Genomic DNA, 9,021 nt, shown 5'->3' with positions numbered 1-9,021 from the left:
CACGTTGACGTTCAGGTGCTGACCGCCTTCTAGGTTGGTCTCGTGATGGAAGTAACCGTCCATCAGACCAGCCAGGTTGGATTTCTGCGCTTCCATGTCTTTGCCCAGGGCGTTCGGCACGATGGAGAAGGTATAGGAGATACCATCTTTGGCGTAGGCGAACGGCAGCTTGGCAACGGAAGTCAGGGAAGCAACGGCACCCTTCTGGTCACGACCGTGCATCGGGTTGGCACCCGGGCCAAACGGTGCACCGGAACGACGGCCATCCGGGGTGTTACCAGTTTTCTTGCCATACACCACGTTGGAGGTGATGGTCAGTACGGACTGGGTAGCCACGGCGCCACGGTAGGTGTTCAGCTTCTGAATTTTCTTCATGAAGCGTTCTACCAGGTCACAGGCGATGTCATCGACGCGAGCATCGTTGTTACCGAACTGCGGGTACTCACCGTCGATTTCGAAGTCGATGGCAACGCCATCTTCGTCACGAACCGGCTTGACCTTGGCGTACTTGATGGCAGACAGGGAGTCAGCCGCAACGGACAGACCGGCGATGCCGCAAGCCATGGTGCGGTACACGTCACGGTCGTGCAGCGCCATCAGGGAGGCTTCGTAGCTGTACTTGTCGTGCATGTAGTGGATGATGTTCAGGGCAGCCACGTACTGCTTGGCCAGCCAGTCCATGAAGTGATCCAGACGATCCATCACGTCGTTGTAGTCGAGGTACTCGGAGGTCACCATCTCGGTCTTGGGACCGACCTGGATCTTGAGCTTCTCGTCCATACCGCCGTTGATTGCATACAGCATGGTCTTGGCCAGGTTGGCACGAGCACCGAAGAACTGCATCTGTTTGCCGACGATCATCGGGGACACACAGCAAGCGATGGCGTAGTCATCGTTGTTGAAGTCTGGACGCATCAGGTCGTCGTTTTCGTACTGAACGGAAGAGGTCTCGATAGATACCTTGGCGCAGTACTTCTTGAAACCGACCGGCAGCTTCTCGGACCACAGGATGGTCAGGTTCGGCTCAGGGGACGGGCCCATGGTGTACAGGGTGTTCAGCATACGGAAGCTGTTCTTGGTGACCAGGGTACGGCCATCAACGCCCATACCGGCCAGGGTCTCGGTCGCCCACATCGGGTCGCCGGAGAACAGTGAATCGTATTCAGGAGTACGCAGGAAGCGAACCATGCGCAGCTTCATGACCATGTGGTCCATCAGCTCCTGGGCTTCTTGCTCGGTGATCACGCCTTTCTTCAGGTCACGCTCGATGTACACGTCCAGGAAGCTGGAGGTACGACCGAAGGACATGGCAGCACCGTTCTGGGACTTGACTGCCGCCAGATAGGCGAAGTAGGTCCACTGCACGGCTTCTTTGGCGGTCTTGGCCGGTACAGAGATATCGCAGCCATATTTGGCGGCCATCTCTTTGATCTGGGCCAGGGCACGGTACTGCTCGGAGATCTCTTCGCGCAGACGGATGGTGGCTTCCAGGTTGACGCCGTTTTCCAGGTCAGCTTGCAGAGACTTGAACTGGGACAGCTTGTCAGCCATCAGGAAGTCGATGCCGTACAGGGCGACACGACGGTAGTCACCTATGATACGGCCACGGCCGTAGGCATCCGGCAGACCAGTGATGACGCCAGACTTGCGGCAGTTCAGGATGTCTTTGGTGTAAACGTCAAACACGCCCTGGTTGTGAGTCTTGCGGTACTCGCTGAAGATCTTCTTGACCATGGGGTCCAGCTCGCGGCCGTACACCTTGCAAGAAGTCTCAACCATCTTGATACCGCCGTTGGCGATGATGGCGCGCTTGAGCGGCTTGTCGGTCTGCAGACCTACAATTTGCTCCAGCCCCTGATCGATATAGCCGGCATCGTGAGCGGTAATGGTGGAGGGCAGGTCGGTATCAAAATCGACCGGCGCATGAGTGCGGTTCTCGATTTTGATGCCTTCCATGACCTTGTCCCACAGCTTGGTGGTAGCTTCGGTCGCGCCAGCCAGGAAGGACTCGTCACCTTCATACGGGGTGTAGTTCTTCTGGATGAAGTCACGGGTGTTGACAGAGGTCTGCCATTCACCGGCCGCGAAGCCTTCCCATGCTTTTTGGAACTGTTCGTTAAGTTCTGCCATTTTCATTACCTCACACGGTATTGATGTAGTATCCCGCAATCATCCTTAATGATGACGACGGAAGATAAACCAGTAAGTCAGACCAACCATGACGCCACCACCAATGATATTACCAATGGTGACGGGAATGAGGTTGTGTAGGACGAAGTTGGATACGGTCAAGTCGGCGAAGGTCGCCGGATCCTGGCCGATGGCCTGCCAAAATTCCGGGCCTGCTACCGCATGGATAGCGATACCGACCGGGATCATAAACATGTTTGCGATGCTGTGCTCGAAACCGGAAGCCACGAACATGGCGACTGGGAGCAGCATGACCATCACCTTGTCGGTAGCACTGCGGGCGCCGAAGGCCATCCACACGGCGAGACACACCATGAGGTTGCAGAGGATACCGAGGGCGAGGGCCTCGAAGAAGGTGTGATGGATCTTGTGCTGGGCCACTTTCAGGGCGTTCAGGCCCCACTGACCATCTGCCGCCATATATTCGGCCGACATGATGATGAGCGCGACTATGATGAGACCGCCGATGAGGTTGCCGAAGTAGACCAGACCCCAGTTCTTGAGCAGTTGGCCCCAGGTGATGCGATTGGCCGCCTTGGCGACCAGCGTCAGCGTGGTGGAGGTGAACAGCTCGGCACCGAGCAGCACACACAGAATGAGGCCGAGGGAGAAACAGAGACCGCCGACCAGCTTGCTGAGGCCCCAGGCCACGTTGCCGGCACCCGTGGTGACTGTGATGAAAAAGACAAAAGCGATGGCGATGAAAGCGCCTGCTGTGATGGCCAGGGGGATGACCTTATGTGCCGGCTTGGTTGCCTTGGCATAGGTTATATCTTCTGCCAGTGCAGCGATGGCTTCTGGCTTGAGACAATCAAAGGGAGATTCTGCTTTCAATTCTCATGTACCTGCTGTTTTGCCTGTGGAAATCATAACAAAGGGCCAGATCGTCAAAATTGACTCCGATCAAGAATTTCAGATTGTGAATGTAATTTTACTACAAAAATTTGAGTCCCCTGGAAGCCTCTCTTTACACCAGGTTTCAGCTGAAACAGAAATGATGATTTTTTAATGTAATGATTTTAAAGAATTTATTTGTCAAGCTAGAAAAAAGGTACTGGCAAGGCATCTTTGCATCCCCCCCGCAGCATGGACTCGGTGTTGGCAACCCCCTAAGGGGTATTTTTTGTTTTTTATTTCATCTTTGAATAACAAATCCCCAGCAGGGGCACCATAAAACAGAAGGGGCCATCAAGGCCCCCCCAAATACTACCACATCAGGCCCAATGATGGGCTCGCTTGGCCTTTTGCAGCTTTTCATAGGCTGCCAGCAGCTTCTGGTGCTGCGGGAACTGGACGAGGGACAGATCGGCCGCCGTCAACCCGTGGAAGCGCGCTTCGCCACTGGCGTGGGCCCAGGCCTCGGCCAGCGTCTCTTCACCATACATGCGGGTGAACACGGCGCGGTACTGCTCGGGGTCGCGATCCTCATCCAAGAACAGCTCGACGCAGGCGCGCAGGGCACGGTAGTAGTTGGCGCGATCCGCCGGGAATACCGACTGGTTGAATTCCATGGTCCAGTCGATGAGATCCAGTGCCGTCTCCAGCTCACCGGCGGCCAGCGCCAGCATGGCTTTCAGCTCGCCGACACGCAGGGTGTGCAGGGCGGTACCCTTGGCGGCGGCGATGCCGAGCAGCTCACGGACGCGGGTGCGCTCGTCGTGCCCCTCTTCGTCCAGCTGGTCGAACAGCGCCATGTACTGCTCGGCATCCCACGCCAGCGACGGCAGCGCCAGGATCACTTCCCGCAGGTTGGCCCCCATGTTGTTGTTGGCCAGCAGCAGGTCTTCGGCCGGATAGATGTCGGACATGCCCGGTACCAGAATGCGGCAGGCATAGACACCCAGATGCTCGTAGTCGGCGATGTAGACCGGCTGCTCCAGCTCGTGGAAGATGCCGATCAGATGGTCGAATTCCTCCTGCGAGGTGCCGCGAAAATCCCAGTCGGCGAATTCGAAATCCGCATCCTGCTTGAACAGATCCCAGCTGATGAGGCCAGAGGAGTCGATGAAGTGGGTCTCCAGGTTGTGGTGGTCCGCCACCTGCTCGTTGTCAAATGACGGCGGCACGAACACGTCCAGATCTTTCAGGCCCCGGCCCTGCAGCAGCTCGGTGACGGTGCGCTCGAAGGCCACTTCGAAGCGCGGGTGGGCACCGAAGGAGGCAAAGCAGGTGCCGTTGCCCGGGTTGAGCAGTACCACGCAGATGACCGGATAGCGGCCGCCCAGCGAGGCATCGAAGCTGTAGATGGGGAACCCTTCGGCTTCCAGCGCATCGATGGAGGCCTTGATGCCGGGATAACGGGCGATCACCTCGGCCGGGATCAGCGGCAGGCTCAGAGCCTCGGCGATGATCTTGTTCTTCACGTGACGCTCGAACACTTCGGACAGCGCCTGGGTGCGGGCCTCGGTGCGGGTGTTGCCGGCACTCATGCCGTTGGAAACATAGAGGTTGCCGATGATGTTCATCGGGATGTAGACGGTCTCATGATCGGACTGGCGCTCGAACGGCAGGGCGACTATGCCGCGCTCCTCGTTGTTCGACTGCAGATCCACCAGCATGTCGGCGGTCACTTCGCCGTCCGGGTTGTAGAACTTGCGGGTGAAGCTGTCGAGCAGGCCGGCCGGGAACTGATCGCCCTCGATGGGGAACCACTTCTCGTTCGGGTAGTGCACGAAGTCGCCGTTGGCGACCTGTTCGCCCAGATAAAAGTCGGCGAAGAAGTAGTTGGTGGAGAGACGCTCGAAATATTCGCCAAGGGCCGAGGCCAGCGCGGCCTTCTTGCTGGCACCCTTGCCGTTGGTGAAGCAGAGGGCGCACTCCTTGTCCCGGATGTGCACGGACCAGACGTTGGGCACGGGATTGAGCCAGGAGGCCTCTTCGATATCAAACCCCAGGGCTTGCAGCTTGGTCTGGAAGCGGTCGATGGAGTCTTCCAGTGCCGCGTCCTTGCCGGGAATAAAAGTGTGGTCGGTCATCACAATATCCTGATTTTTATTGGCTCATGTTTGGCCGCAGATAATAGCAGGGGTCGGCGCGTTTGGCAGGCAAAAAACGGGGCCAGGGCCCCGTTTAGCTATCCACAGATCCGGGATCTGCCGCCGGTTCAGCCGATAAACTTCAGACCCAGGATCCCGCCGATGATCAGCAGCAGGCAGAGCACTCGGGCCAGGGTGGCGGGCTCGTTGAACAGCCAGATCCCCATCAGCACTGTACCGACAGCGCCTATGCCGGTCCAGACCGCGTAGGCGGTGCCGAGTGGCAACTGTTTGACCGCCATGGCGAGCAAGAGCACGCTCACCCCCATGGCCGAGAGGGTCAGCAGGGTAGGGAGGGGGCGGCTGAAACCGTCGGTGTATTTGAGGCCGATGGCCCAGGCGACCTCGAACAGGCCGGCCAGCAACAGGAGTAACCAGGACATAAGGATATTCCGCAGGAAGCAGGGTCGTCCCTGCGCATCATGAGGCCCCGAGGTCGTCCCCAGGGGGCAGTGGCTGCCAGTCGGTTTCAATCATGCCCCAAGCTGACGCTGGATGCCAAGAGATCGCATCAGCCGGGAGCTGGCTGGCGGATATTGCAGCGAACGGCACAGAATATTGCGCAATTCGACTTGCGCCCGTCGTCACAATCCGTAATGTGGATAGACGCATTTTTCGCAACACGTATTTTGTAATCTGTTTGTGAACGGCCCACGCCGGACAAGGGGTTACGGGTTTCAATACACAATTTTCTATAGCAGCTATCCAGGGTAGGACATTATGAAAAAAGTAGGTTTGGTCGGTTGGCGTGGCATGGTGGGTTCGGTACTGATGAGCCGGATGCAGGAAGAGAAGGATTTTGCCCGCATTCAACCCACATTCTTCACCACCTCCCAGGCCGGTGAGGCCGCCCCCAACGTTGGCGTCGATGCCGGTACCCTGCAGGACGCCTTCGATATCGAGGCGCTGGCCAAGCAGGATATCATCATCACGGCGCAGGGCGGCGACTACACCAAGGATGTCTATCCGCGCCTGAAAGCCGCTGGCTGGCAAGGCTACTGGATTGACGCAGCTTCCTCCCTGCGCATGGAGAAAGATGCCGTCATCATTCTGGATCCGGTCAACGGCGATGTCATAGCACAGGCGCTGGACAAGGGGCTCAAGACCTTCGTCGGCGGCAACTGCACCGTCAGCCTGATGCTGCTGGCCCTCGGCGGTCTGTTCAAGGCCGATCTGGTGGAGTGGGTGAGCGTGGCCACCTATCAGGCCGCATCGGGCGGTGGCGCGCGCCACATGCGCGAGCTGGTCACCCAGATGGGCCTGCTGCGCGACGAAGTGGCGGTTGAGCTGGCGGATCCCACCTCTGCCATCCTCGACATAGAGCGCAAGATCACCGAGAAGACCCGCTCAGGCACCCTGCCGGTGGACAACTTTGGCGTGCCGCTGGCCGGTGGCCTCATCCCCTGGATCGACACCAAGCTCGACAATGGCCAGAGCCGCGAAGAGTGGAAGGGCCAGGCCGAGACCAACAAGATCTTAGGGGTAGAAGATGCCGCCATTCCGGTGGATGGTCTGTGCGTGCGGATCGGTGCCCTGCGTTGCCACAGCCAGGCCTTCACCATCAAGTTGAAGAAGGACGTGCCGCTCCCCGAGATCGAAGCCCTGCTGGCCGCCCACAACGACTGGGTGAAAGTGATCCCCAACGATCGCGACATCACCGCCCGCGAGCTGACCCCGGCCGCCGTCACCGGCACCCTCAGCATCCCGGTTGGTCGTCTGCGCAAGCTCAACATGGGCCCGGAATATCTGGCCGCCTTCACCGTGGGTGATCAACTGCTGTGGGGCGCCGCCGAGCCGTTGCGCCGCATGCTCAACATACTGCTGGATCGCGGTTGATCCAACCGAGGTGAGTGTGAAGCAGGGGGCCGCGGCCCCCTGTTTTTTTGCCTGTCTTAGCGCCAAGAGAGCGGGGAGCCCGGCGCAACGGCATATTCACTTAGATTGCGCTATGGGCAGGCAGGGTCTCGCTATTAATTGAATTGATATTATTCATCTCCGATCGCTTATTTTCTCCTGACTCAATAGTAAATAGTCACCCCGGTAATGAATTCATTTGTGTACGCCTTTTAACACCTTGAAAAATGGTGATGAATCCGGCTTGGAAATAAAGGGTGTGATGGCCATGATTAACGCTGCTCTCTGGTCATCTCATGGCTTGTTACAAATGACGGTGCCCGCGAGATATCTCTCAAGGCCCCGATTGATTACACTGGTGGCCTTGGTCCCGGGTGCTCTCCGTGCGCAGGCATGGCACTCATGGCGTGCAAATTTTGATACAAAGGTCAGTCATCTGACGATATGTCGCCAGCATACTGGCCATGCCAGCATGGTTCATATCACCACACAAATAGAGATGAATAACGGGGTTGCTGGCGAATTGGCGTGAATATGAAGTGAGTGCAACAACAGATAACAATAATAATGTTCAGACTTGAGAATTGGGAAACAAAATGAGAGTCGCGTGGAGTCTATTGTATTTATTCAGTGCCTTGGTCCTGGCTGGCCCAGTGCTGGTCAAAGAGCAAAAGAAAGGCACCAATCCGCTGATCGTCCCTTACCAGCAATATCGACTGGATAACGGCCTGACGGTGATCCTGACCCAGGATCACTCGGATCCTCTGGTGCATGTGGAAGTAAATTATCGGGTCGGGCTGGCCGAAGAGGCGCCGGGTCAGTCCGGCATGGCGCATTTGTTCGAACACATGATGTTTCAGGGCTCGGCCCATGTGGGGGAGGAGGGGCATATTCGCCTGCTGCAGCAGGTGGGGGGGCGTGACATCAACGGGCTGACGACACGGGATCAGACCCGTTATTACCAGACTGTGCCGGCCAATCAGCTGGAGAAAGTGCTCTGGCTGGAGGCGGATCGGATGGGCTTCCTGCTCGATACCCTGTATCAGCAAAAGTTTGATGCCAAGCGTGACGTGGCCAGAAACGAGCGAGTCGACCTGGTCGACACGCCTGCCTATGGTCGGGTGCTGGAGGTGTTGAACCGTACCCTCTATCCACCCAATCACCCCTATTTCAACACGCCGTTTGGCAGGATGGCGGATCTGGAGCGCCTCACCCTGGAGGATGTGCGCCAGTTCTTCCTGCGCTGGTATGGCCCCAACAATGCCACGCTAGTGATCGGCGGTGATATCCAGTCGGCGCAAACCCTGGCCTGGGTCGAACGCTACTTCGGCGCCTTGTCGCCAGCCCCCGGCCAGGCTCGCTCAGTGCCCCGGCCTGTGGCACTGAAAAAGAGTCGATATCGTACCCTGACGGCCCCGGTACAGGACCCCATGCTGGTGCTGGCCTATCCGACCGTTTCCGCCCGGGACCCGAGTTTCGAAGCCCTCGATCTGCTGGCCGATCAACTGGGGGGCTCCGCCAGTGGCCTGCTGCAACAACAGTTGCAGCAAAGCGGCAAGCTGGTATTCGTCTCTGCCCGCCATGAGTGTGGCGTGCTCGCCTGCATGCTGGTGATCCAGGCCATTCCGAATCTGGAGCAGGGCGCCGAGCTCGAACCCATCAAGCGCGAAATTGACGGCGTCATCGCCAGACTGGCCCAGGAGGGCATTCCCAGGGGCCGGCTTGAGCACTCTGCCAATGCCTTGCGTGCCAACCTGGTCTGGTCGCTGGACAGCGTGGCCGGCAAAGCGGAATTATTGGGCACGGGCCACAACCTGTTTCAGGAGCCCAACTACCTGCATCGTTATCTCGAACGGATGGCGCGGGTGACGCCCGCCGAGGTAAAGCGGGTACTGGACCACTATGTACTGCACAAACCCAGAGTGGTGCTGAGCGTGGTGCC

Annotated in this window: 6 protein-coding genes; 2 read left to right on the top strand and 4 right to left on the bottom strand. The window is 58.1% G+C overall.

Annotated features, from left to right (window positions below; translation table 11 throughout):
* The 4 genes from pflB to sugE form a co-directional block, all read right to left on the bottom strand.
* Positions 1–2,130: formate C-acetyltransferase (gene pflB, locus BN1128_RS04250; protein ID WP_042866522.1), on the bottom strand; the 2,130-nt coding region annotated here is incomplete at its 3' end.
* Positions 2,131–2,175: 45 nt separating this feature from the next.
* Entirely contained in the window at positions 2,176–3,024 is an 849-nt protein-coding gene (focA, locus tag BN1128_RS04245; RefSeq protein ID WP_042866521.1) for a formate transporter FocA, read from the bottom strand.
* 380 nt (positions 3,025–3,404) lie between these two features.
* The gene (gene ycaO / locus BN1128_RS04240; RefSeq protein ID WP_042866520.1) at positions 3,405–5,165 is read right to left on the bottom strand and encodes a 30S ribosomal protein S12 methylthiotransferase accessory factor YcaO; all 1,761 of its coding nucleotides are present in this window, start codon (positions 5,163–5,165) and stop codon (positions 3,405–3,407) included.
* Positions 5,166–5,293: 128 nt separating this feature from the next.
* Complete coding sequence (gene sugE / locus BN1128_RS04235; protein WP_017765470.1) at positions 5,294–5,608, bottom strand: quaternary ammonium compound efflux SMR transporter SugE; 315 nt, start codon at positions 5,606–5,608, stop codon at positions 5,294–5,296.
* Between the two features lie 337 nt (positions 5,609–5,945).
* Between sugE and asd the strand changes: the two genes are divergently transcribed.
* A complete protein-coding gene (asd, locus tag BN1128_RS04230) occupies positions 5,946–7,061 on the top strand; it encodes an aspartate-semialdehyde dehydrogenase (protein WP_042866519.1) in 1,116 nt (371 codons plus the stop codon).
* Positions 7,062–7,675: 614 nt separating this feature from the next.
* Positions 7,676–9,021: M16 family metallopeptidase (locus tag BN1128_RS04225; RefSeq protein WP_042866524.1), on the top strand; the 1,346-nt coding region annotated here is incomplete at its 3' end.

The sequence above is a fragment of the Aeromonas piscicola genome (genome assembly GCF_000820005.1).
Taxonomy (GTDB): Bacteria; Pseudomonadota; Gammaproteobacteria; order Enterobacterales; family Aeromonadaceae; genus Aeromonas; species Aeromonas piscicola.
Note: the sequence above shows the minus strand (reverse complement) of the source record. Positions and strands in the feature narration are given on the sequence as shown.

What these genes read in the sequence shown, in the direction of transcription:
- ycaO (WP_042866520.1), bottom strand. Translation starts at nt 5,165, where the DNA reads ATGACCGACCACACTTTTATTCCCGGCAAGGACGCGGCACTGGAAGAC.
- asd (WP_042866519.1), top strand. Translation starts at nt 5,946, where the DNA reads ATGAAAAAAGTAGGTTTGGTCGGTTGGCGTGGCATGGTGGGTTCGGTA.
- sugE (WP_017765470.1), bottom strand. Translation starts at nt 5,608, where the DNA reads ATGTCCTGGTTACTCCTGTTGCTGGCCGGCCTGTTCGAGGTCGCCTGG.